At 67.1% G+C, this 23,198-nt stretch carries 26 protein-coding genes; 17 read left to right on the forward strand and 9 right to left on the reverse strand.

Annotated features, from left to right (window positions below; translation table 11 throughout):
• Positions 1-5: 5 nt before the first annotated feature.
• Both BZB76_RS27440 and BZB76_RS27445 read right to left on the reverse strand, forming a co-directional pair.
• The gene (locus BZB76_RS27440) at positions 6-719 is read right to left on the reverse strand and encodes a winged helix-turn-helix transcriptional regulator (RefSeq protein WP_121437292.1); all 714 of its coding nucleotides are present in this window, start codon (positions 717-719) and stop codon (positions 6-8) included.
• Positions 720-880: 161 nt separating this feature from the next.
• Positions 881-1,621, reverse strand: a complete 741-nt coding sequence (locus BZB76_RS27445; protein WP_121437293.1) for a hypothetical protein — start codon at positions 1,619-1,621, stop codon at positions 881-883.
• Between the two features lie 120 nt (positions 1,622-1,741).
• On the opposite strand from BZB76_RS27445, the gene BZB76_RS27450 reads away from it, so the two are divergent.
• The 10 genes from BZB76_RS27450 to BZB76_RS27490 all read left to right on the forward strand — a co-directional run bounded on the left by BZB76_RS27450 (position 1,742) and on the right by BZB76_RS27490 (position 7,847).
• Positions 1,742-2,002 (forward strand): MoaD/ThiS family protein, encoded by a 261-nt coding sequence (locus BZB76_RS27450; protein ID WP_121437495.1) that lies wholly within the window; start codon positions 1,742-1,744, stop codon positions 2,000-2,002.
• A gap of 116 nt (positions 2,003-2,118) precedes the next feature.
• Positions 2,119-2,820, forward strand: coding sequence for an LmeA family phospholipid-binding protein (locus BZB76_RS27455; protein ID WP_121437294.1), 702 nt, complete (start codon positions 2,119-2,121; stop codon positions 2,818-2,820).
• 18 nt (positions 2,821-2,838) lie between these two features.
• The gene (locus BZB76_RS27460) at positions 2,839-3,381 is read left to right on the forward strand and encodes a sigma-70 family RNA polymerase sigma factor (RefSeq protein ID WP_117401437.1); all 543 of its coding nucleotides are present in this window, start codon (positions 2,839-2,841) and stop codon (positions 3,379-3,381) included.
• Complete coding sequence (locus tag BZB76_RS27465; RefSeq protein ID WP_121437295.1) at positions 3,378-4,079, forward strand: anti-sigma factor family protein; 702 nt, start codon at positions 3,378-3,380, stop codon at positions 4,077-4,079. The genes BZB76_RS27460 and BZB76_RS27465 overlap by 4 nt, the downstream gene beginning before the upstream one ends.
• 50 nt (positions 4,080-4,129) lie before the next feature.
• Complete coding sequence (locus BZB76_RS27470) at positions 4,130-4,552, forward strand: thioredoxin family protein (protein ID WP_121437496.1); 423 nt, start codon at positions 4,130-4,132, stop codon at positions 4,550-4,552.
• Positions 4,553-4,669: 117 nt separating this feature from the next.
• The gene (locus BZB76_RS36755) at positions 4,670-4,735 is read left to right on the forward strand and encodes a putative leader peptide (RefSeq protein ID WP_353819285.1); all 66 of its coding nucleotides are present in this window, start codon (positions 4,670-4,672) and stop codon (positions 4,733-4,735) included.
• A 76-nt stretch (positions 4,736-4,811) separates the two neighbouring features.
• A complete protein-coding gene (locus BZB76_RS27475) occupies positions 4,812-5,249 on the forward strand; it encodes a DUF4395 domain-containing protein (protein WP_121437296.1) in 438 nt (145 codons plus the stop codon).
• Positions 5,246-6,085 carry a sulfurtransferase gene (locus tag BZB76_RS27480; RefSeq protein ID WP_121437297.1) on the forward strand — a complete coding sequence of 280 codons (840 nt, stop codon included), beginning with the start codon at positions 5,246-5,248 and terminating at the stop codon, positions 6,083-6,085. The genes BZB76_RS27475 and BZB76_RS27480 overlap by 4 nt, the downstream gene beginning before the upstream one ends.
• A 31-nt stretch (positions 6,086-6,116) precedes the next feature.
• Positions 6,117-6,425 (forward strand): DUF1416 domain-containing protein, encoded by a 309-nt coding sequence (locus BZB76_RS27485; protein WP_121437298.1) that lies wholly within the window; start codon positions 6,117-6,119, stop codon positions 6,423-6,425.
• A gap of 117 nt (positions 6,426-6,542) precedes the next feature.
• The gene (locus tag BZB76_RS27490) at positions 6,543-7,847 is read left to right on the forward strand and encodes a hypothetical protein (protein WP_147449568.1); all 1,305 of its coding nucleotides are present in this window, start codon (positions 6,543-6,545) and stop codon (positions 7,845-7,847) included.
• 459 nt (positions 7,848-8,306) lie between these two features.
• Here the strand turns inward: BZB76_RS27490 and BZB76_RS27495 are convergent, their stop codons facing one another.
• Positions 8,307-8,900 (reverse strand): hypothetical protein, encoded by a 594-nt coding sequence (locus BZB76_RS27495; protein ID WP_121437300.1) that lies wholly within the window; start codon positions 8,898-8,900, stop codon positions 8,307-8,309.
• An 8-nt stretch (positions 8,901-8,908) separates the two neighbouring features.
• Positions 8,909-9,508 (reverse strand): hypothetical protein, encoded by a 600-nt coding sequence (locus tag BZB76_RS27500; protein WP_121437301.1) that lies wholly within the window; start codon positions 9,506-9,508, stop codon positions 8,909-8,911.
• Positions 9,509-9,670: 162 nt separating this feature from the next.
• On the opposite strand from BZB76_RS27500, the gene BZB76_RS27505 reads away from it, so the two are divergent.
• Positions 9,671-10,816, forward strand: coding sequence for a S8 family serine peptidase (locus BZB76_RS27505; protein ID WP_121437302.1), 1,146 nt, complete (start codon positions 9,671-9,673; stop codon positions 10,814-10,816).
• Between the two features lie 244 nt (positions 10,817-11,060).
• Here BZB76_RS27505 and BZB76_RS27510 read toward each other — a convergent pair whose 3' ends face one another.
• From BZB76_RS27510 to eccCa, 5 genes are all read right to left on the reverse strand, one after another.
• Positions 11,061-11,507, reverse strand: coding sequence for a YbaB/EbfC family nucleoid-associated protein (locus tag BZB76_RS27510; RefSeq protein ID WP_121437303.1), 447 nt, complete (start codon positions 11,505-11,507; stop codon positions 11,061-11,063).
• Between the two features lie 29 nt (positions 11,508-11,536).
• Positions 11,537-12,094 (reverse strand): hypothetical protein, encoded by a 558-nt coding sequence (locus BZB76_RS34330; protein ID WP_147449569.1) that lies wholly within the window; start codon positions 12,092-12,094, stop codon positions 11,537-11,539.
• A gap of 17 nt (positions 12,095-12,111) precedes the next feature.
• On the reverse strand, positions 12,112-12,798 hold the full coding sequence (locus BZB76_RS27515; protein ID WP_121437304.1) for a hypothetical protein: 687 nt from the start codon (positions 12,796-12,798) through the stop codon (positions 12,112-12,114).
• A 53-nt stretch (positions 12,799-12,851) separates the two neighbouring features.
• Positions 12,852-13,157: a WXG100 family type VII secretion target gene (locus BZB76_RS27520; protein ID WP_121437305.1), complete on the reverse strand. Its 306-nt coding sequence runs from the start codon at positions 13,155-13,157 to the stop codon at positions 12,852-12,854.
• A 257-nt stretch (positions 13,158-13,414) separates the two neighbouring features.
• Positions 13,415-17,398 (reverse strand): type VII secretion protein EccCa, encoded by a 3,984-nt coding sequence (eccCa, locus tag BZB76_RS27525; protein ID WP_121437306.1) that lies wholly within the window; start codon positions 17,396-17,398, stop codon positions 13,415-13,417.
• Positions 17,399-17,659: 261 nt separating this feature from the next.
• Here eccCa and eccD point away from each other — a divergent pair, with 261 nt between their 5' ends.
• The 6 genes from eccD (at position 17,660) to BZB76_RS34335 (ending at position 23,152) form a co-directional block, all read left to right on the forward strand.
• The gene (gene eccD / locus BZB76_RS27530; protein WP_121437307.1) at positions 17,660-19,057 is read left to right on the forward strand and encodes a type VII secretion integral membrane protein EccD; all 1,398 of its coding nucleotides are present in this window, start codon (positions 17,660-17,662) and stop codon (positions 19,055-19,057) included.
• Between the two features lie 8 nt (positions 19,058-19,065).
• Positions 19,066-20,475 (forward strand): type VII secretion protein EccB, encoded by a 1,410-nt coding sequence (gene eccB, locus BZB76_RS27535; protein WP_121437308.1) that lies wholly within the window; start codon positions 19,066-19,068, stop codon positions 20,473-20,475.
• 247 nt (positions 20,476-20,722) lie between these two features.
• On the forward strand, positions 20,723-21,043 hold the full coding sequence (locus BZB76_RS27540; RefSeq protein WP_117401452.1) for a WXG100 family type VII secretion target: 321 nt from the start codon (positions 20,723-20,725) through the stop codon (positions 21,041-21,043).
• Between the two features lie 42 nt (positions 21,044-21,085).
• Positions 21,086-21,373, forward strand: a complete 288-nt coding sequence (locus BZB76_RS27545) for a WXG100 family type VII secretion target (RefSeq protein ID WP_117401453.1) — start codon at positions 21,086-21,088, stop codon at positions 21,371-21,373.
• A gap of 158 nt (positions 21,374-21,531) precedes the next feature.
• Positions 21,532-21,900 (forward strand): hypothetical protein, encoded by a 369-nt coding sequence (locus BZB76_RS27550; protein WP_121437309.1) that lies wholly within the window; start codon positions 21,532-21,534, stop codon positions 21,898-21,900.
• Positions 21,901-21,931: 31 nt separating this feature from the next.
• A complete protein-coding gene (locus BZB76_RS34335) occupies positions 21,932-23,152 on the forward strand; it encodes a hypothetical protein (protein WP_147449570.1) in 1,221 nt (406 codons plus the stop codon).
• Positions 23,153-23,198: the final 46 nt, after the last annotated feature.

Here is a 23,198-nt window from a genome sequence, read left to right on the forward strand (position 1 = left end):
CCGGTTCAGGCGCGGGCGGGGCTCTTGTCCGGCGACTCGTCGGGCCGGTGGTCGGGAACGAAGCGGTAGCCGACGTTGCGGACGGTCCCGATCAGGGACTCGTACTCGGCGCCGAGCTTGGCGCGCAGCCGCCGGACGTGGACGTCCACCGTCCGGGTGCCGCCGAAGTAGTCGTAGCCCCAGACCTCCTGGAGGAGCTGCGCGCGGGTGAAGACGCGCCCCGGATGCTGGGCGAGGTACTTCAGCAGCTCGAACTCCTTGAACGTGAGGTCGAGGACACGGCCCCTGAGCCGGGCGGTGTAGGTGGCCTCGTCGATCGTCAGGTCGCCGCTGCGGATCTCGCCCGGTGTCTCGTCGGCGTCGTCGGACGCGGCACGTCCGGCGGCCAGCCGCAGCCGCGCTTCGACCTCGGCGGGCCCGGCGGTCTGGAGCAGCACGTCGTCCAGCCCCCACTCGGGCGTGAGCGCGGCGAGACCGCCTTCGGTCACGACGGCGAGGAGCGGGCAGTCGAGCCCGGTGGTGCGCAGCAGCCTGCACAGGCTCTTCGCCTGGACGAGGTCGCGGCGCGCGTCCACCATGACGACGTCGGCGGGCGGCGCGTCGATGAGCGCGGACGCCTCGGCGGGCGCGACGCGCGTGGAGTGCAGCAGGAGCCCCAGCGCGGGCAGGATCTCGTCGGAGGGCTCCAGCGCGTTGGTCAGCAGGAGCAGACTGCTCACGTGCCGCCTCCCGTCCACAAAAGACGTCAGGACCCAGGCGGCTCACCCTCAAGCCCGCCGACGGCCGGCGGCTCAAGGACGAGGCGGCCATGAAGGGCTCTCAGATGAACTCCATGGCCTCGTCGCCCGGATCCCTCCTCAGAGCATAACCGAGTCCCCTGTCACCGGGAGTGTCGGCCTCCTGCGGACCTGTGACCAAGCCAGCCACCGCAGGGCTCCGCGATGTCGCGGGGATCCTCCGTGCGCAACGTGGTCACGATGCGGTCGGCCTGTTCTTCGGCCGGTTCGTCCGTGACAGGGAAACGCAGCCTGTACTGGGTGTGCTCCAGCGGCTGACCATGCTGCTGCCAGTACTGGTGGATCGCCTGTCGGGGCGGGCAGGTGAAAAGAACCTGGACGTCGTCGCGCTGGTCGGGCAAGGAACCGACGCTGTCGAGGCCGCAGTTCCATTGCCGAAGTACCTCGGGCTGGGCGGCGAGGGAAGCCCGAGTGAATCGCGCGACCGTGCGCCCCCGCCATTCCCATGCCCGATCGTGGTGAATCCGGAGCAGTTCGGCCGTGTACTGGCCGGCGTCGAAGCGGAATTCACCAAGGGCGACGTTCCCGGTGTCGGGGTTGTGCCACCGGCTCCAGACGAACGCGTCGTCCTCGCGGTGGATGCGGACTTCGACGCAGCCGCAACAACCCCAGCTGCAAATCGCTTCGGCAAGGCGGACCGTCGTCGGGCCATTCGCGGCGATCAACGGACTCGGCGGAATGAGCAGCCGGTCGGGGTCCTCGCCGGGGCCCTTGTCGAACACCCGCTTGATCACGTCTTCGCCGTCGATGAGGAACCGCGATTCCACCCGCCGCCACGGGGAATCCTCGGGCGAGACCACCGCGATGTCGAGTCTGTTCGGCACTTCACCACTGTATCCGGCGGTAAATCCGCCCATTGACCGGCGATTGTTTCCGCACAGACGAGGAGTCCGGCACCTACCCGGGTGGAGAGGACGGCGCTGTGGACGCGGCAGTATGGACGTATGGCCATGGGGACGGTGCGGTACTGGGCGGCGGCGAAGGCGGCGGCGGGGACGCATGAGGAGTCGTACGACGCCGGGACGTTGGCCGAGGCGCTCGACGCGGCGGTCTCGAAGCGTGGGCGGGGCGGCGAGTTCGAGCGGGTCGTCGCGCGCAGCTCGTTTCTTGTGGACGGGACGCCGGTGGGGAGCCGTCCGCACGAGTCGGTGACGCTGCCGGAGGGCGGGGTCGTGGAGGTCCTTCCGCCGTTCGCGGGCGGTTGATCTCACCGTGGTGTGATATTTCGGGTGATGGCGTCATTCTCCGGTGCGACGCTTTTGTTGCCGTGCGCGCACTATGGTGTGGCGACGCGCACGCCGCAGCCCCCCGAAGGAGACACATGCGGAAGGTACTGCTCGTCCTGCTGATCCTGGTCGCCATCGGACTGGTCGCCGCCGACCGGATCGGGGTCCGGGTGGCGGAGGACAAGATCGGTGAGCAGGTGGCCGCGCAGTACAACATGCAGGAGCGGCCCGAGGTCACCATTCACGGCTTCCCGTTCCTGACGCAGGCGCTCGGCGGCGACTACGACCACATCGAGGTCGCCATCGGCGAATGGACCGACCAGGGCGTGACCGTCACCGGCGTCAAGGTGGAGATGCGCGGGGTGAACGCGCCGCTGTCGGAGGTCACGCAGGGCAGCGCCGCGAACGTCACCGCCCGCACCGCGACGGCGTCCGCGATCGTCCCCTACGCCGCGATCCAGAAGCGGGCCCCGGAGGGCGTCAAGGGGATCCGGCCGAAGGGCGACGACCTGGAGGTCGATCTGGAGGGGGTCGTCCTCGGCCGTTCCGTGTCCAGCACCGCCGTCGTCGCGGTCAAGCCGACCGCGCGGGGCATCGCGGTCACGCCACGGTCGGTCGCGTCCAACGGCGGCCCGCAGGTTCCGCTGGCCCTGGTGCGGCAGAAGTTGACGTGGACGGTCCCGCTCGCCGACCTGCCGGTCGGGTCGCGGATCAGCGAGATCCAGCCGACGCCGGACGGGCTGCGCGTGGCCGCCACCGCCGAGAACGTCCGGTTGAACGATCTCCAGCAGCGATGACGCGACTCCGGTGAACCGGTGAGGAAGCGCATCCGTGTCAGTGGTGTGGGTCCCACCGCGGATGAGGCGTTGCTGCGCGCCCTGTACAGCGAGCACGGCGGTCCCCTCCTCGGGTACGTCCTGCGGCTGACCGGCGGGGACCGCGCCCAGGCCGAGGACGTCGTGCAGGAGACGCTGCTGCGCGCCTGGAGGAACCCGCAGGCTCTCGCGGGACGTCCCGTCCGGCCGTGGCTGTTCACGGTCGCGCGGAACCTGGTGGTGGACGCGCACCGCGCCAAGCAGTCACGACCCCCGGAGACGGGCATCGACGACCATGTCATGATGACCGCGTCCGGATCGGACGACATCGACCGGGCCCTGGAATCCTGGACCGTCGCGGAGGCGCTGGCGGGTCTGAGCCCGCCGCACCGGGCCGTCCTCGTGGAGACGTACTACAAGGGCCGGTCGGTGGCGGAGGCGGCGAAGACGCTGGGCATACCGCCAGGCACGGTTAAATCCCGGACCTACTACGCGTTGCGGGCGCTCAAACTCGCACTGGAGGAGCGGGGGTTGGCGCCATGAACGACTGCGCTGACGTGCGCACCTCGCTGGGGGCGTACGTGCTCGGCTCGCTCGACCCCGCCGAGCGGGCCCGGGTGGAGTCCCACCTGCCGGGCTGCCCCGCGTGCCGGGACGAACTGGCCGGCCTCGCCGGGCTCCCCGCGATGCTCGGACGGGTCGACGAGGCGCAGCTCGCCCAGATGGCCGGGCCGCCGCCGGAACTGCTGGACGGCCTGCTGACCCGCGCCGCCGGACGGCGAACCGGACGCCTCACGTCCCTGCGGCGCCGCACCGGATGGGCGCCGCTCGCGGCCGCCGCGTGCCTGCTGCTGATCATCGGCGCCCTGTTCGGCGGCCTGGTGTTCCCGTCCGGGACGGAGGAGACCGCGGCACCGCCCCCGCCCTCGACCTCCGTCCCCGGCGCCGAGCGGATCGCCGCCACGAACCCCGAGACCAAGATCAAGGGGTATGTGCTGCTCAAGCAGAAGAAGTGGGGCACGGAGGTCGAACTGCATCTGGCGGGCGTCCCGAAGGGGTCGCACTGCCGCCTGCTGGTCGTCGCGCGGGACGGACGGCGGGACGCGCTCGGCAGCTGGTACGTCCCCTACGACAAGGGCTACGGCGCCTACACCGGCTCGACGATGTTCCCGCGCGGTCAGCTGTTCTCCCTGGAAATCGTCGGCCTGGACGGCACCCCGCTGCTCACGATTCCCACCTGAGACCCCACTTGAGGGGAAGAACACATGACCCGGGAGAGTTGTCCCTGTCGATGACGGGTGCACTGATCGCGGTGGCCGTACTCGCCGCCGCCACGCTTTTCGGCCTGCTGCGGCGGCGCCGTGACGGCGTCCTGCGCGGGCGGAACGGGGACGACGAGGTGAGCGAGACCCTGGCCGCGGGCGACCTCGGCGCCGACCTCGGGGAGAAGGCCACCCTGGTGCAGTTCTCCAGCGCGTTCTGCGCGCCGTGCCGCGCCACCCGCCGCGTCCTCGGCGAGGTCGCCGGCATGGTGGACGGCGTCGCGCACGTCGAACTCGACGCTGAGGCGCACCTGGACCTCGTCCGCAGGCTGAACGTCATCCGCACGCCGACCGTCCTGGTTCTGGACGCCGCCGGACGCGTCGTCCGCCGCGCCTCCGGCGCCCCGCGCAAACCCGACGTGATCGCGGCCCTGGGGGAGGCCATCCGATGAGCCATACCCGGATGACCTGGGCTAAGACGAATGTCACTGTCTCGGAAGGCGAGACGGATGTGACAGCGCGTGGATTGTCGGCTTAACATCGTGTCCGTGCGTGACTGGACAGAGCAGATGCTCACGAAGCGCCGCGCGGTCGATTTCTGCCGCGTGGCCGCCTCGCTCTGTCGCATGGCCTGAGGCATCGAGCCCGTCCGCCCCCGAGCACTTTCCACCCCAGCTCGTACGCACGCTTCCTCCGCCATGGAGAACCCCGATGCAGGTTGATCCGCGTGGGCCGCGCTTCGGCGCGTCGGTCACGTCAGCCGTCCTCGTCGTGGTCCTGGTGACCGGAAGCTGGGTCCTGCTCGCCGCCCAGGCCGTCGTGTTCGCCCTCGCGGCGTTCCTCGGCCTGCGGTACGCCCCGTACGGACTGCTGTTCCGAGTGCTGATCCGTCCCCGGCTCGCTCCGCCCAGGGAACTGGAGGCCGCGGCCCCGCCCCGCTTCGCGCAGGGCGTCGGCCTCGTCTTCGCCCTGGTCGGCACGGTCGGATACGCGACGGGGACCATCTGGCTCGGTATCGGTGCCACCGCCCTCGCCCTGGCGGCGGCGTTCCTGAACGCGGCGTTCGGGTTCTGCCTCGGGTGCGAGATGTATCTGTTCTTCCGCCGTGTCACTGCGAAGTTTCACTCCGAGAGGGAGGTCCCCGCATGAGCCGCTCCGACGTCCTGGTGGACACCGACTGGGTTGAGTCCCACCTGGACGACCCCGGTCTCGTTCTCGTCGAGGTCGACGAGGACGTGTCCGCCTACGACAAGGGCCACATCCGTGGCGCCGTGAAGATCGACTGGAAGACCGAGCTGCAGGACCCGGTCCGCCGCGACTTCGTCGACAAGACCGGGTTCGAGCAGCTGCTGTCCGCCAAGGGCATCGCCAACGACGACCTGGTGATCCTGTACGGCGGCAACAACAACTGGTTCGCCGCGTACGCGTACTGGTACTTCAAGCTGTACGGGCACGACAAGGTGAAGCTGCTCGACGGCGGCCGCAAGAAGTGGGAGCTCGACTCCCGCGAGCTCGTCACCGACGTTCCGACCCGTCCGACGACCGACTACAAGGCCCAGGAGCAGGACCTGTCGATCCGCGCCTTCCGCGACGAGGTCGTGGACGCGATCGGCACCAAGAACCTGATCGACGTCCGGTCCCCGGACGAGTTCAGCGGCAAGCTGCTCGCGCCCGCGCACCTGCCGCAGGAGCAGTCGCAGCGTGCCGGACACGTGCCGACCGCGCGGAGCATCCCGTGGTCGAAGGCGGCCAACGACGACGGCACGTTCAAGTCCGACGAGGAGCTTCGGGAGCTGTACGCCGAGGCGGGCGTCGACCTGAACAAGGCGACCATCGCCTACTGCCGGATCGGTGAGCGCTCGTCGCACACCTGGTTCGCGCTCCGCGAGCTCCTCGGCCTCCAGGACGTGAAGAACTACGACGGATCCTGGACCGAGTACGGGTCGCTCGTCGGCGTCCCGATCGAGCTGGGCGCCCCCAAGTAAGTCCACGCCTTTCCACCCGGATGGAGGAGTAATGACCCAGGGTTGCGCAGCCCCTGAGCAGACGGCGCATCTTCCCGCGACCGTCGATCTCACCAACGAGGCCGTCATCCAGGGCACCGTCACCCGTGACGGCGCCCCCGTGTCCAGCGCCTACGCCCGCCTGCTCGACTCGACCGGTGAGTTCACCGCCGAGGTCGTCACCGGCGAGGAGGGCGTGTTCCGGTTCTTCGCCGCCGACGGCGACTGGACCGTGCGCGTCCTCGCGGCGGGCGGCGTCAGCGTCGACAACGCCGTCACGGCCAAGACCGGTGAGGTCGCCGGCCTCGAAGTCGCGATCTGACCTGCACCGTTCAACGGATCCCGCCGTCCCGGCCACCCGGGAGGGCGGGATCCGTTGTGCGTGGGGTCGGCGTCCCGCCGTACGTTTCCGCTTCCTGAATGCCCTACGATCAGCGCGATGTTGCGAATGTCCGCGCGATCGCCGCTGATCCTGCCGTGGGCCACGCTGAAACTCGCGGGACGGTTCCTGCTGCCGCTCGCCCTGTGGTTCACGGTGGGCGAGTTGCTGCGCTACGGCGCCATGTACGGCGGCTACCGGCTCGGCTCCATGAAGGGGACGGCCGCGACCGTCGCCCCGATCGCCACCATCGGCCTCCTCGTCGTCATCACGTTGACCGTCGCGGTGCTGATGGTGCACAGCGTCCGGGAGGGCCTGGACGTCGTGCACGCCCGCGAGGCGGACGGCGACCTGACCCCGTGGGCCGTCGGCAACGAGGAGTCGGTGGTCGGCGCGCTGGGACGCGCCGCGCTCCCGTTCGTCATCTTCTACCTGGCATGGGGGCTCCAGGGCGAGGACGCCCGCGAGTTCGCCGACATGGCCGCGAGCCGCGGCTTCGCCGAAGGCGGCATCCAGGGGCAGATCGACAGCCTCGGGATGCTGCTCTCCCTGGAGAAGCACATCGGCCTCGCGATCGGCCTCACCGCCGGGTTGTTCGTGCTGAAGGTCGCGGCGGAATGGCGGCTGGAGGAACGGCTGCCCCGCGCCGTCGGCGCCCTCGTCGCCTTCCTTGAAATCAACTTCGCCCTGTTCGGCATCTTCACCATCGACCATCTGCGCAACAAGGGCACCGAGTGGTTCACCGAACGGCAGGCGTGGGCGTGGGTGACCGATGTCGCGGGCCCCGCCCTGCAACTGTGGGGGCCGTTCAAGGAGGCGGTCCTCGGCGCACTGATCTGGCTGGTCATCGCCGGTGTGATCCTCGGGCTGGACGCCAGGGACGAACAGATCGTCCTCGGACGAAGCAGGGCGGCGCAACGCCTCGCCCGCGCGGGCGGCGTCGACCGGGTGAACAGCCCCCGCGAGATCCTCACCCGCGGCCTCCGGGAGATGTGGCTGCCCGCCTGGTACGGGCTGCGGCTCGTCCGCCGCTCCGGAATGATGCCGTTCGCAACCTTCTGCCTACTCTTCGCCGGTCTGGACCTGGCCGAGGAGGGGTCGCGCCGCTTCGTCTACGAACTGATCGGCCCGCACGAGGTGACCTGGTGGATCCAGGCGCTGCCGTTCGTCGGATACGGAACGGCGCTCGTCTTCGAAATTCTCCGGATCTGCCTGCTCGCCGCCGCGTTCAACCTCGTCATGGCGAGGGTCACCGCTCGAACCGCAGCGAAGGCCGTGGATCCCCCTGACCCTTCCGTTCCGTCTTCGGGGCCCGTATCACCAGCTCCAACGAGCCCGCCATGGTACGGGGCACAGTCCCCTTGACGGTGACGCGGGACGCGACACCCGGCCGGGCCTGTCCGACCTGCGACCCCATCGCCGACCACTCACGCCCGTCATCGTCGACGAACCGGTAGACGAGACCGTACGAGCCAACCGCCTTGGCGCTGGCTGCATCCCCGGGACGGACGACGACCGCGAGCCGCAGCTCCGTCACGTCGTTCGAACCACCGCCCAGGGGCCGCCCTTCCGCGCGCTCCATCACCTTCCACTGCGCGCCGACAAGCTCACCGATCTGCCCCGGCCCGACTTTGCTCACCTTCTCCGGAGGTTCCAGGTTCTTCCGGACGTTGTTGGTCGCGTCCAGCCACTGCACGGCGAGAAAGGTGGAAACAGCACACACAAGGACGATCGCCTGCACGATACGCCGATCCAGGGGCCGCATCCCTCGCTCGTCCTCGGCATCCACTTGGACGATCGGCTGCGGCCTGGTCTCCGCCGCCGTCACGGCTCGCCCGCCTCGACGTCGTAGCGGTCGACGGCCTGCCGGACCAACTCGTCCACCCGACCACTCGTAAGACCCAAGTCGATGTCGGCCGCCGCGGACAACTGCGGCAACAACCCACCCGTCCCCACAACGAACCGTGCCCCCTCCAGCCGGCTCTTCGGCAACTCGAACACGAACACGGTCGACGTCCAGATCAGCGGCTGAAACGTCGGCGGGGACACCGACGACGCGGAACCCATGCGCGGGTCATCCCTGAACGTGTACCCACCGGGCGTCTCCAACTCCGCAGACCGCAACTGCAACGGCTCACGATGACTCGTCGCCCGAACCCGCACGATGAGGTAGATCCCGTCGGTGCCGACGGCTGGCGGGTTGCCGAGACTGAGCCCGGGTTTGAGTGACCGCGCCGCCTCCACCTTCTCGACCCTGACGCTGAAGAACCGGTTGCGAACCTCTTCCCCGACCGTCCCGCCGCTCCGAATCGGCTCCAACTCCGCCGCCCGCACCTGAGGCCGCAACGTATGCATCCACATCGCACCCGCGAGCAGCGCCATTCCACCGATCCCGGCCCCGCCTTTGAAAAGCACCATCCGCAAATTCATCCGCGTCCCACCCTGGGCTTCGGACCCCGCCGCGGACGCTTCACCCGCGGCTCGGCACTACGTATGGGCTGGCTCACGGCAAGCGTCAACCGACCGACAAGCTTGTCGTTCTCACGGTCGACCGTCCAGTTGTAGGTGCTGTCGGTGAACCCGTGGCCGTACGTCCATTTGCGGAGCCCCACAGTCAACTGTCGCGGCGCGTCCGCGGGCCCCATCTTCCACATGGCGGACGCCTCGACCGGCAGCCCCGGCTGGACCGCATCGGTCTTCGCGCCCCCGGCGACCCCCTCGACCTGCTCGGGTTTCACCCACTTGCCGGCCTTCGTCAGCGCCGCGACCCCATCCGCGAGCCCACCCGTGTTGAGCGGCTCGGTCTCCTTGCCCTTGTTGACGACCCTCATCCGCACGATGAGGAACCGCTCCTTCTCGCTCCCGAAGGCGGCGTCCACCACCCCGATCCGCGCGTCCCGGACGGTAACGGCGAACAACCCGAGATCAAGCGAACTCCCCGCAACCTTGACCGGCTGCCTCGGCCTCTCCTTGAACCCGCCCGTCACCCACAACACCGGAACGAGCACAGCCACCGCGCCCACCACACACAACGGCACCGCCCATCGCCGTCGTCCTCCGCCAGAACCTGGAGGAATCGTTGCATAGGACTGCATCCGCCAGATGGTAGTCCCCCGATGTCCACCAAAATCCCGACTCCTCTCGCATAGGCTGGGTCGATCATGCCGTGAGCTCCCGGAGGAACACCGATGCGGCGTCCGTCCACATTCGCTCTGGCGTCGGCCATCGCCCTGGGCGCCGCCTTCGCGTATCCGTTACAGGAAAGCCAGGCGGCGGCACCCTGCGAACAGGAACTGGTCTACGGCAGTCCCGCGCAGGAACTCCCACCACAGCTCTGGCCACAGGAGCGCCTGAACTTCACCGACGTCTGGCAGCACACCCGCGGCGCGGGCGTGAAGGTCGCCGTCGTCGACAGCGGCGTGGACACCACCCACCCGCAACTGAGGGGACACGTCAAGGCGTTCGACGTGACGAAGAGCGGCCTCAAGGACTGCGTCGGCCACGGCACCGCGGTCGCCGGCATCATCGGCGCCGCGGACATGCGCGACAAGGGCATCCCCTTCGTCGGAGTCGCGCCCGAAGCCGAAATCATCTCCGTGAAAATGGCGGTGAAGCCCAGCGGCAACGATTCCCGCTGGACCGCACAGGCGATCAAAAGGGCGGTCGACCTCGGCGCACGGGTCATCAACATCTCGTCCCAGTCGCCGGACCGACCCGACCTGCGACAGGCCGTCCACTACGCCCAGCAACGCGACGTGGTGATCGTCTCCGTCGCCGGAAACCTCACCGACCGAACCAAGCAGACCCCCCAGAAGGCGTACCCGGCGAGCTACCCCGGTGTGATCTCCGTCGGCGCCCTAGCCCAGGACGGGACACTGGCCGGCTTCTCCAACACCGTCACCCCCGTCACCGTCACCGCCCCCGGCCAGTCCGTCATCAGCACCTGGCCCCGCGGCTCCTACAAACTCGACGACGGCACAAGCCTCGCGGCCCCCTACATCGCCGGCACCGCCGCCCTGATCCGCGCCTTCACCCCGAACCTGACCTACCAACAGGTCAAGCACCGCATCGAAACAACCGCCGACGGCGCCCAGGCCCAAGGCACCGGCTCCGGCGTCGTCAACCCCCTCCGCGCCGTCACCACCGTGGAAACAACCACCGGAAACGCACCCCCACCCACCGCCAACATCCACCGCGTCTCCATAGACCAACCACCCCCCAAAGACACCATCGGCCGCAACCTGGCCCTCTCCATAACCGCCGCCGCCCTGGCAACCGCCGCCATAATCGCCACCGCAGCAATAGTAATCCCAAAATCCCACCACCGCCCCTAACCTTCCCAGTCAACCACCGACACGGCCCTCGCGAGGTGAACGCCTTACATGTAGGTGCTGCAGTCGCAGCCAACGGCACCTCGACCCCAACCAATGTTTGTGGTGCGCGGGCGGCCTTTGATCGAGCGGAAGGCGGTTCCGCCCAGAGAAATTGGGCAGCTAGTCGCTCACCGACCTCCCTGAGCGGGTCACGTCGCCTGGCCGCGCCCCAGCGCGCTGGCAGTATCGGCCGAAGCCGAGACGATCAGTCCTTGCTTTGACGCAGGCGACTGAGATCCTCCTCCATGTTGGCGAAGATGTCGGCTGCACCCTTCAGTGTCTCCTTCATTTCCTGCGGCATCTCGAAGGCGTTGTTTGCGGACAGCATGGACATCACTCCGTTATCTGAGCCGAGAATCGGCTGTAGGATCGCGTTGAGCTTGGAGGTCGCGTCGGCGGCGGCGGCTCGTGAGGCCTCGATGATCGCTTCTCCGAGCGCTTCGGAGCCCAGACGCATCGCCCTCGGGTTGATATTGACCTCTAGCAGCAGCCCGCCAGGGGCGGCGACCACCTCCACCTTTCCATCTTCGGCGGTACCGGTTCCTCTCACCTCCTTCATTTGGTTCTCCAGGGCGCCGATCTCCTCGAATTTCTGTTGCCAGCGCTGGGTGTCGCGTTTGATTTCTTCTTCGGTGGGCATGTCGGGAAACATGAATACTGCTCCTGATCTCTGCTGCTCAGTTACTCGGTCGGTAGTGATAGTCGGCCGGATGTAAAAGTGGCTATCTTTGTCGACAACTCACTGATCGGCTTTTGCCAGAATGCACTCAGGTTGATGAACAGTGGCGCGTCGTACTTGTCGAGGTTCGATCGCATTTGGTCCTGGCGTGGGTTTGGCGCATTCGCGAGAAAGTGGTTTACGTCGGTTGGCCTGATGCAGAACAACAGGTCCTTGGTTTCTGTTCGGCGAAGAAAGACGGATCCCACTTCGGGCCACAAGATCGTTTGACCGTCTCGAACGTGGATCCCTTCGGGGTCCATCCATGCCACCGGGCCATAAGCGCCCTGGCGGATTTGCACGAACCAGTTGAGGGTGGAAATAAGACTTCCGAAGAGCGAGATGACCCAGAGTGGGAGAAAAACGACCAGCATGGTGATGCCGAGGCCGGAGTCCAGGTCGGGAGTAGTCGCCCATAGAATCACGAGCGCGACCGAGCAGAGACCGAAGAGAGCGGTAATGATCCAGCGCCATGATCTGTGCGGTGCGGCGAACGTGACACGCTGACTGTCCGATTGCACTGGCTGCCCTCCGAGTATCAGGGCTTGGTTACCGTGACTACGGGGTACTTCAACTTAATCTTGGTGAAGTCAGAGCCCTGACCAGGTAGGTCATTGGTGTCCGTGAGGAACAGACCGCCTAGGAACTGTGTGAGAACCGCCGCCAGCGCTGCGCCTGCGGCCGTGAGCATCGCGCCCAGGGCGCTGACGGCTCCACCAGTGGCCGCTACGGCGGCCGCGCCCGTGGCTTCCGCGGCCGGCCTCGTCAGCGGCGTGCCGGCAGCCCACGCGATGAGTACGGCTCTGACGGCCCACCAGAACGAAATCATGGCGATGTACAGAGCGACATAGCCGGCCAGTACCGCCCACATGGCGGTCGCCATGTTCGTCCCTGCGGTTTTCACCTGCTCGAACTCTTGCTTGATTTTGCGGATCGCGGTGTCGAACTCTTCTCGGCCGGCTCCCTGCCAGTCCTCCTTCTCCAGGTCGGTCGGCCAGGCGGCCAGGGCTGTGCCGAGCGTGTTCTGCAGTTCATTCCACGCCATCGCGGCCTTTGCCATGCCGATCGGATTGGAGAGGGTGAGAGAGATGATCGGGATGGCGGCAAGGCAGGACGCGGCCAATGGGACAGAAGACTCGATAGTGAAGTTGAGCACAACGAAGCCGGACGCGACGATGGCCGCGCTGCCGAGGCCCATGGTGACCCCACCGGTGATGTCTGTCACGAGTGTTCCTTTCTGATCTTTTAGAACTTTTTCTTAATGTGAACCATGTTTGACTACTCGGTCATCGTTATTTGAATCTCACTGTTCTTATCTGCGAGTTCGATTGCTGTGGCTGTCTTGTTTAGTTTGTCCGCGATTTCGTCGATCTTCTTGAGTCCCGCTTCAAGTGTTTGGAGGTAATTATCTCGCGCGTTGTCGTAGAAGCCGCCGAATGGTAGGCCTATGATGCCGAACGCCGGCGTGTGAACAATGGTCTGCGGAAGGTGCGATTTTGCGTTCTCGAAATCTTTCTTGACCTCCCGGTAGGATGCCGCCTTCTTTTGCACGTTGGCTGGAATGCCCTCCAGCTCTTTGCTCATATCAGCTACTCCTTTGTTTTGGCTGGCTCATCGCTCCATTGACGGAAATCTGCCGCGTCGAGTTGGCTCTCGGAGAACGTCCTCACTGTGTGCGGGTGGAATGTAGCACCGACTCGCGACCAATAGCCACCTTGCTTGCGCTTTCTTGAGATCAACTACCTGCATCTTCGTGATCGGCGTTGTCCGGTCAGGTTGCCTCGTCGCCCTCATTCGTCCTGCCGCCAGTTTTCGCGCGGTCAACCGAACTGGACGGCCCGTCAAGGCGAACCATCGATGTCGTTGCGGTGGGGGGTTTGGATTAGGCGGGTGCCGGTGCGGCGGTCTATGTGGTAGCCGCGGCCTGGGGGGAGTTTGTGGGGTTTGATGTTGCCCAGGAGGATGCCCTCGTCCTTGTTGCCGGACATGAGGAGGCCGGGGGAGGCCATTTCCTTGATGCGGGTGATGGCGGGGTCGAACATGCCGCGGCCGGCGCCGCCCATGGCGCGAGCCAGGATGATGTGCAGGCCGATGTCGCGGGCTTGGGGGAGGAGTTCGACCAGGGGGCGTAGGGGGTTGTCGGACGTGGCGACCATTTCGTAGTCGTCGATGATGAGGAACAGGTCGGCGCCCGTCCACCAGGAGCGGGAGCGGAGCTGGTCGGGGGTCAGGTCGGCGGGTGGGAGTCGTTGCATCATGGCGCCGCGGACGTCGTTGATGAGGGAGGTCGCCGCGGGTGCGGAGGCGCCGAAGCCGATCTGGTGTTCGGTGTTCGCGACGTCCAGGAGGCTGCGGCCGTAGTCGATGAAGATGATGCGAGCTTGTTCGGGTGTGTAGCGGCTGGTGATGCCGGTGGCGATGTGTCGCAGCAGGTTGGACTTGCCGCATTCGGCGTCGCCGAGCAGGAGGAAATGCGGGTCCTGTGAGAAGTCCAGGTAGACGGGGGACAGGGACTCCTCGTCTATGCCGATCGGGATGCGCATGCCCGTTTCGGCCGGGGACGGCAGTTCCGACACCGGCAGGACGTCCGGAAGCATGCGGACCTGCGGGGCGCGCGGGCCCGTCCAGGATTCATTGACGGCCTGGACGAGTTTGAGCACGCCGTCGTTCAGCGATTCGTCGGCGCCGCCGCCGTCGATGCGCGGGACGGCGGTGAGGAAATGGAAGCCGTCACGGGACAGGCCGCGGCCGGGACGTCCCTCCGGAACGTTGTCGGCGAGCTTGCGGTCGATCTCCGACTCGTACGGGTCACCGAGCCGCAGTTCCAGCTTGGTGCCGAAGAGGTCGCGGACGTTGCTGCGGAATTCGGTCCACTTGTTGGACGCGGCGATGACATGAATGCCGTAGCCCAGGCCGCGGGCGGCGAGTTGGGTGATGGTGTCCTGTGTGGCTTCGTAGTCCTGCCGGAGCGTGAGCCAGTTGTCGACGACGAGGAAGACGTCGCCGTATCCGTCGCCGGGGTGTTCGCCGGAGGCGCGCATTCGGCGGTAGGTCGCGATGCCGTCGATGCCGCGTTCGGCGAATTCGCGTTCGCGCTGCTCCAGTAGTCCGCTGACCTCTGCGACGGTGCGGCGGACCCGGTCGGCGTCCAGGCGGGTGGCGATGCCGCCGACATGGGGCAGGTCGGCGAGGGCGGCGAGGGCGCCGCCGCCGAAATCGAGGCAGTAGAACTGCACCTCGGCGGGGGTGTGGGTGAGGGCGAGGGACGTGATCAGGGTTCTGATCGTGGTGGACTTGCCGCTCTGCGGGCCGCCCGCGATCCCGATGTGGCCCGCGCTGCCGGAAAGCTCCAGCCAGTAGGGGTCGCGTCGCTGGTGGAACGGCTTGTCGACGATGCCGGCGACGGCATACAGGCGTCCGCGACCGTCCCAACCGGGTGTGGTGAGGCCGTGCTCGCGGGTGACCTGCAGGGGCGGGAGGAGTTCGTTCAGTGCGGGTGCCTCGTCCAGTGGCGGCAGCCAGATCTGGTGGGCCTTGGCGCCGTGGCCGGCGAGCTGCCGGACCACCACGTCGAAAAGGACCTCCCGGTTCTTGTTCTCCTCGGGCTGCGGCTCCGGATCGGACGGCTGCTCGACGACCTGCGGACGCATGTAGCCCGGCAGGTACGGGACGATCTGTGTGGTGACCGTTCCGGTCGGTCGGCCACTGTTCTGCTGGTCGGGTTGCTCGTCGACCGGGCCCGACACGTACGCGGCCTTGAAACGCACCATCGGTTCGGTGGCGAACTTCAGATACCCGTTTCCGGGAGCCGGCGGCAGTTCGTAGGCGTCGGGGACACCGAGGACCACCCGCGACTCCATCGCGGAGAACGTCCGCAGGCCGATCCGGTAGGACAGGTGGGTGTCCAGTCCGCGCAGCTTGCCCTCTTCCAGGCGTTGTGAGGCCAGCAGCAGGTGGACGCCGAGAGAGCGGCCGAGCCGTCCGATCATGACGAACAGTTCCGCGAAGTCGGGCTTGGCGGACAGCAGTTCGGAGAACTCGTCCAGGACGAGGAAGAGCGTCGGCATCGGCGGCAGGTCGGCGCCGTCGAGCCGGGCCTTCTCGTAGTCGCGGAGTGAGGCGTAGTTGCCCATGGACCGCAGGTATTCCTGGCGCCGCACCATCTCGCCGTGCAGCGCGTCGTACATGCGGTCCACCAGCGGAAGTTCGTCCTCCAGGTTGGTGATGATGGCGGAGACGTGCTCCAGGCCGTCCATCCCGAGGAAGGTCGCGCCGCCCTTGAAGTCGACCAGGACGAAGTTCAGGATGTCGGGCGGGTGCGTCATGGCGAGCCCCAGCACCAGCGTGCGCAACAGCTCGGACTTACCGGAACCGGTCGCGCCGATGCACAGGCCGTGCGGCCCCATGCCGCCCTGCGCCGACTCCTTGATGTCGAGTTCGATGGGACGTCCTTCGGCGTCCAGTCCGATCGGCACCCGGAAGCGGTTGCGCTGTGCGCGTGGGCGCCACACCCGCGCCGGGTCGACCTCGTACGGGTTGTCGACACCGAGCAGGGACGTCAGCGTCATGTTGCCCGACAGGACGTCATCTTCCTCGATCGTGTCGCTCGCACTGGTGCGGAGGGGGCAGAGTTGCCGGGCGAGGCCCTCGGCCTGCTGGATGCTCACCTTGTCCGGTGCGCCGATCGGGGACGGGACGTCCTTCCCTGTTCGGTCCTTCTTCAGCATGTGGACGCGCCCGGGAACGACGTTCAACCGCAGCGTTCCGGCCTCCGTCGTGTGGCCGACGGTCTGCCCCAGATCGATGACGCAGACGCCCTCGATGCCGTCGGCGGCCAGTTGCGAGTCGTAGGACGCCATGCCACCGTCCACCACGACCACATGGAGCGGTAACTCGCTGGACGCACGGCCCGCCACGAATCGGGAGCGGTCCTTGACCTCCTGACCGAGCAGAACCTCCAGTTCGGACATCGTCGGTGCGATCCTGCGAACCTGCCCCGCGGCGTCGTACTCGGTCGGGTGCAGTGCGTGCGGCAGCCACTTCGTCCAGTCCCAGTGGGGGAGGTGTTCCTGGGACGTGCAGACGCTGATCTGGAGGTCGTCGGGGGAGTGGAACGCCGCCACCTGCATGAGCATGGCGCGGACCATGGCCCGCTTCGCCTCCGTGTCACCGGACAGGAAGATCCGTGAGAACGACCGCAGGTTGATGGCGACGGGAAGCGCCGGCACGGTCGAGTGCGTCCGCATGAACCGCCGGAGGGCGCCCGCGCTCATCGGTTCCAGATCTTCGACCGGTTTGGTCTCCGGCGCGACCAGTTGGACGGCGAGTCGCTGTGGACCAGCGCCTACCCGAACCTGGCCGAAATCGCCGTCCTCGGCGCGCCGTTCCCAGAGCCGGGCACTCATGACGATCGACCACAACCGCGAGGGATCCGGGTTGTACCACTCCAGCGCCTCCCGTTGCTGGGTGGCGGCCTTGCGAACCTTCGTCCGTACCTGCCCGAGATAACGCAGATAGTCGCGCCGTTCGCTGTTCAGTTTGGACTTCCGCTCGCCGGACTTCTGTCCGACCTGGCTGAACATCATGCCGAACATCGACAGGCCCATCATCCCGCCCGCCACCATCTGTAACGGGTTGGAGTTGGGATTCAGGAACATGAAGGCCATCGCGCCTGAACCAGCCGCCATCGGCAGGTACATCAGGACGTTGCGGAACCCGTCGTTCGTGACCTCGGGAAGTTCGGGCGGAGACTCCAGCAGGACCTCTCCCCGCGGCATCTCCGGCGGCTTCCTGCGTTCCTTGCGCCGCACCAGCACAGTGCCCACTGGACCGGGCTCCCCTCTTGCCGTGGGATGTCGCAGCCCGACATCATACGGAAAAAACACACCATCGGCCTTCGGGCATCAGGTGATCATCAGTGCGGGGTGGTCGGCAGGATACATCCCGCTCTACCGGACGGCCGATGCTGATACCGTCCACGACGGTGGAACGACCCCGTAGGCACGCGATGTCATGATTTGTCGCGTCATGGTTTCGCCGGTATCCGGATGCTCCCCAGGAGCCATGCTTACAGGTGAGGAAGATCAGTGGCCTCAGTCACCGGGGCGGAGCTGTGCAGGGTCACCATCGTGGCCCCAAAGCGTCGCATCGATATATCGCTGCCCGCTCATGTGCCGTTCGCGCAGTTCTTCCCCACGATCCTGCACTATTCCGGTACGCAGATGGCGGACGCCGGTCTCGCGCACGGCGGGTGGGTCCTGCAGCGGCTGGACGAGGCGCCGTTCGAGGGGGGAATGACGCCGGCCCAGGCCGGCCTCCGCGACGGTGAGGTCCTGTACCTGCGGCCCGGCATGTCGCAGTTGCCCGCGTTGGCGTTCGACGACGTGGCGGACGTGGTCGCGACCGCGATCAACGACCGCCGTGACCGCTGGCGACCCGAATGGACGCGGCAGTTCTCCCTGTCGGTCGGCGGTGGCGCCTCGGTGGTCGCGGCCGTCGTGGTACTGCTCGCCGGGCCGTCCTGGATCGTCCCGGCCGCCTCGGCCGGCGTCATCTGCCTGCTGTACCTCGCCGCCGCGGTCTCGGCCTCGCGCGCCGCGGGCGACGAGCGGGCGGGCACGGTACTGGGATTCGCCGCGTTACCGCACGCGTTCCTCGCCGGTCTACTCGCCCCCGCCCGCGACACCCCGTTCTCAGGCCTGGACGCCCTCGACGCGCTGGCCGGCTTCGGCACCCTGGTGCTCGCCTCCGTGATCGCGGTCGTGGGCGTCACCCGCGGCGCGTCGGTCTTCTGGGGGATGGTCCTCGGCGGGCTGCTCGGCACCGTCGCCTCCGGCGTCGCACTCGCGTTCGAGGACCTCTCCGCGACGGGAATCGCGGCGGTCACGGTGGTGGTCGCGATGATGCTCACGCCCCTGACCCCGACCCTGGCCTTCCGTTTCTCAAGGGTGACGCTTCCCCCGGTGCCGCAGAGCGCCGAAGACCTGCGGCGCGACACGATCACCGTGGACGGGCAGGAGATCCTGACCCGCACCGGCCGCGCCAACCGGTTCATGACCGGGTTCACCGCCGGGCTCGGCGTCATCGCGTTCGTCGGGCTCGTCCCGTCCGCCTTCGACGACGGCTGGCTCGGCCCGACCACCGCGGCGGTCGTCTCGGTGCTGTTGCTCCTGCGCTCGCGGCTGTTCCGCAGCCGGCCCCAGCGGCTGAACCTGCTGGTTCCCGGAATGCTCGGCGTAGCGGCGCTGGTGGTCGCGCAGGCATGGGACGCGTCGCCGACCGTGCTGGTGGCCGGTGCGCTGCTCCCGCTGATGGCCGTGGCGGCGACCGTGGTGGGCGTCGGACTCTGGCTCCCCGGCCATCGGCCCTCACCTTTCTGGGGTCGTGCCGGGGACATCCTGGAAATGCTCCTGCTGATCGCGCTCATCCCGCTCGCCCTCGGCGAGTGCGGTCTGTTCGCGTACATGCGCGGCCTCGCCGGTTAGGAGTCCGCATGCAGACCCGCAAGGACCTGTTACAAGCGCACCGGCTGATGAGCCAGCGGGCGTCGCTCGCCCTCATTTCCGGGGAGCCGGACAACCCCGAACTGCCGATGCGACGAATGAACATCGCCGCGTTCAGCGGCATCATGATCGGCATCCTGTGCATGGCCGCGTTCGGCATCTACGGCGTCATCCGTCCGGGCGGCGCCACGGGCCTGGAAAAGGCCGGAATGCTGATCGTGGAGGAAGAGACCGGCGCCCGCTACGTATGGTGCGAGAACGGCAGGCTGTGCCCGGTCAGCAACTACGTGTCGGCCCGCCTGGTCGCCGGTGAGAACTCCGACAGCCGCAGGACGGTCTCCACCGCGTCCCTCAAGAAGTTCGAGCGCGGCCCCACCCTGGGAATTCCGGGCGCACCGAATACCCTTCCCGAGCCGGACGAACTGACGCGGGGCCCGTGGGCGGTCTGCGTGCGAACGGTCGAGAGCACCTCACTGGGACGCCGATCGCTGGTCACGCTCACCGCCGAACGAAAAGTCGGCGGCACCCCGCTGACAGACGGCCAGGCCCTGGTCGTGACGGCGGACGGACATCACTGGTTGCTGTGGCGCAATTCGCGGATGCGGATACCGCCGTACGGGCTGGCGACGCTCGGAGCGACTCCCGTCCAGATCGCCGGCAAATGGCTGAACTCGGTGACACAGGGCCCGGATTTCGCCGCGCCGAAAATCCCCGGCATCGGGCATCCCGTGAACGGACCAGCCGGACGCGCGAAAGTGGGCCAGATCTTCAACCTGAGCACGGCGTCCGGCGCGTCGTCATCGTTCGTCCTTCTCGCGGACGGGCTCGCGCCGATCAGTCCGATCCAGCGGGACCTTCTCGTCGCCGCCCCGGAAACCCGCAGAGCCTACGGACCGGGGGGAGTCCGGCCGATCGAGATCAACGCGGGCCAGGTCAACACCGTCGGACGGTCCGCGCATCAGCTACGGGACCAGAGATTGGAGGGCAGGGCGCCGGCGATCGTCCCGTTCGGTGGCACGACCCCGCTGTGCGCGCTCTACAACGACCCGAGCGGCAACGACGGCGCCACTCTGACACTCAACGGCGCGCTACCCGCGCCCCCGGAGACAACGAGCCCCCAAGGCGCCGACCAGATCGCTTTCCCACCCGGAAGCGCGGCACTTGCCGGCCGTGTCCCGAGCCCCGGGAAGGCGGACCAGGTCAGCACTTATTACCTGGTCGCCGAAGGAAAACGATTCCCCATCAAGGACAGTGAAACGGTGGGAAAGCTCGGCTACTCGTTGCCGGGTGACGCCTCGAACGTCCCGGCCGGGGTTCTGGACCTGATCGTGCAGGGACCGGTCCTCGACCCGGCGGCCGTATCCGCCGCTCGACCAACGAATGCCCAGGCAGGGAACTGATCATTGAGCGATTTCGGATTGAATGAAACCGGAATGGGAGTCATCGCGTCTATGACTGTCGAAGAATGGATGGACAGCCGACGATGAAGATCCTAGGGTAGGAGGACAATCTGTGGTGCGACCCAAGCCTTCGGAGGCCGAAGGGCTGATTGCGCCACTAAGCGGGGGCAGGTTGGTGTTGGCCCGGCGCCTCTGTTCCGGACCGTCTTCGCGGGTCATGACGAAAACAAGTCACTGGAGGTGACTGATGGGGCAGCAGTCGGCCGTCGACAGAGCGGCAATGAAGCAGGCCGCGGACGACATCGACGCATCCGCGAACGTCATCAAGGGTTTGCAGACGCAGCTCGAAGGCCACAAACAGCAGGTCCGCTCGGCCTGGGAGGGTAACGCCTCGATGGCCTTCGAGCAGGTCTTCAACCGGTTCAACGAAGACTTCACCAAGGTGCTGCGCGCACTGGAGGGCATGCACCAGAGCCTCGTCCAGACGAAGATCACCTACGAGTCCAAGGAAGAGATGTCGGAGCAGGCCGTAAGCAAGGTCCAGTCCCTGCTCAACGGCACGACCTGACCGAAATTCCCATTAGGTGTCAACGCCTGGAGAAGGAGAGTCATGAGCTACACCAGAGCCAATTTCGGCGGCCTCACGGAGGGTGAGGCCCAGTTCAGCCAGGCCGCGCGTGCCCTGATGGACGAGCTGAGCGACCTGGAGGGCAAGCTCCGAACGAAGCTCAACCAGTGGGAGGGCTCCGCCCAGGAGGCCTACTGGGTCTTTCAGAAGCAGTGGGACGGGGCCGCCAAGGACATGCAGAACGTCGTGGCACAGCTGGGCCTGGCCATCCGCGACGCCCACGACAACTACCAGCAGGCCGAGCGGAGCAACTCCAGCATCTGGGGCTGAACCGCCGACGATGACCGTCCCGGGACACCCCGGGTGTGGCGACCCTGGCCGTGCGCACGGCCAGGGTCCGCTTCGCCACCAAGGAACCGGCATGCGGATCGGTGCCGTCTTGTCTCCCGGGGCAGCCGAAGAGGCAAGAGGCTGACTAGGAGGTAAGCATGGGGCACCCTAAGTACCTGCCCCCCACCGGGGGCAAGGAAATTAAGATCGACCACGACACGATCGACGACATCGTGAAAAAGCTCGAAAGAGACTTGAACGAGCTCAAGAGGCGCCCGACGCACAGCCAGCTCATCAATGACGAGACCCCGCCCGAGTCCGCGATGGGAAATTACCAGGCGGGCCGTACCATGTACGCCACGATCACAGCGGCCCGCGACCAGATCGGCAACACCTTCGACCAGTTCGTCACCGCCTACGAGCAGGTGATCGAAGCCATTCGTGCGTCGAACAAGAACCACCGCACGGCCGACGACGCGTCCAAGCACGGTGTGCAGGCGGCCGGTAATCCAAACACCGCCATCTGATCAGTCTTAAGTACGGAAAGGGGGATCCTCCGTGGGGAACAGCCAGCCAATCCGGAAGGAAGTTCAGTTCGGTGACGAGGGCACCGGTGGGCTCGACAAGTTCATGGTGTGGAAAGACAATTTCGACAAGGTGCGAGAAATTGTTGATTCCATGCAACCTGGCAAGATGTACACCAGTTCGACGGCCTACGGCAAGCTCGCCGCGCGGATGGACGAGTCCGTCGGCCTGATCTATAACCAGGCGACACGGCTGGTCGAGTCCTGGGGCGGCGAGGACGCCGAAAAGGCGATGACCCAAATGAATAAGGCCTACCGTCAAGCCCAGGAGATCCACGCACGGGCCGACACGACCAGCAAAGCACTCAAAACCCACGGGGAGCTACAGGACGGCTGGCAGAAGCAGTACGGCAGCGGCAGCAAGATGGACAGCTGGGTCAAGGACGCCTTCAACTGGGGCCAGCGCATCATGGCAACCAACCCCGTTACCGGCCCGGCCGCCGTCAGTTCCATGATCGGAAACAACTTCGCCGCTGACGCCGTCCTGGACCGCATCCACGACGGCACCAAGCAATCCAACTACAACTTCCCCGAGGACATCCGCCAAGACATGCCCCAAGCGAATCCAAATACCGGGGGCGCGGATCCGCTCAAGAATGGAACCGGCTCTCCCCAGCCGCCCAAGATGCCGGGCGGCGGTGGTCCGGGCGGCGGTCCCGGCGGCATGCCGGGTGGCCCTGGTGACCTGCCGGGCGGCCCTGGAGGTTCCGGTGACCTGCCGAGCGGGCCTGGAGGCGTCCCTGGTGGACCAAAGGGTCCCGGTGGCCTTCCGGATGGCCCAGGTGGGCCGGGTCTACCCGGGGGACCTGGTAGTGGCAGCGGTCTACCGGGAACGGACCTGGCCGGTCTACCGCCGGGTGGTCCTGGCGGTGGCCCTGGCCTCGGTGGTGGCGGCCTGGGAGGTGGCCCTGGCGGGGCTCCCGGACTTGGCAGTGGCGGTCCGGGCGGAATCCCCGGCGGGGCTCCCGGTCTCGGTAGCGGTGGGATCGGTGCCGGTCCGGGCGCCATGGGTGCTGGCGCGCTGGGCGGAAGCGGTTTTGGAGCCAGGGGCGGCATGACCGGTATGGGAATGCCCATGGGCGCCGGTGCCCGCGGCGGCGGGGACGGTAACGAGCACGAACGCAGCACCTGGCTGACCGAGGACGAGGACGTCTGGGGCGGCAACGACGACACCGCACCACCGGTGATCGGCTGACGCAGAGGAAACATGTGACGAACGTGACGGCTTCGGCAGACCTGGC

It is taken from the genome of Actinomadura pelletieri DSM 43383 (genome assembly GCF_003634705.1).
Classification (GTDB): Bacteria; Actinomycetota; Actinomycetes; order Streptosporangiales; family Streptosporangiaceae; genus Spirillospora; species Spirillospora pelletieri.